Below are 380 nucleotides of genomic sequence, written 5' to 3'. Positions count from 1 at the left end.
CTCTCAGGTCGGCTACGCATCGTCACCTTGGTGAGCCGTTACCTCACCAACTAGCTAATGCGCCGCGGGCCCATCCGCAAGCGGCAGCCGAAGGCCACCTTTCCACCCCGGATCATGCGATCCGGGGTCCTATCCGGTATTAGCCCCGGTTTCCCGGAGTTATCCCGGTCTTGCGGGCAGGTTGCCCACGTGTTACTCACCCGTCCGCCGCTGGGTTTTAAGGAGCAAGCTCCCCAAAACCCCGCCCGACTTGCATGTATTAGGCACGCCGCCAGCGTTCGTCCTGAGCCAGGATCAAACTCTCCGAAAAAAAGTTTGATAGAGCTCAAAGTTTGACGGGTCTTTCCTTCGCTCTTCAGTTTTCAAGGAACGCTTTCTTC

1 rRNA gene is annotated in these 380 nt (G+C 57.6%); it reads right to left on the bottom strand.

The window, feature by feature from the left end:
• A 16S ribosomal RNA gene (locus RZO55_RS14640) occupies nt 1–310 on the bottom strand; the annotation flags it as partial.
• Nucleotides 311–380 lie beyond the last annotated feature (70 nt).

It is taken from the genome of Clostridium boliviensis (assembly GCF_033342255.1).
Classification (GTDB): domain Bacteria; phylum Bacillota; class Clostridia; order Lachnospirales; family Lachnospiraceae; genus Lacrimispora; species Lacrimispora boliviensis.
Note: the sequence above shows the minus strand (reverse complement) of the source record. Positions and strands in the feature narration are given on the sequence as shown.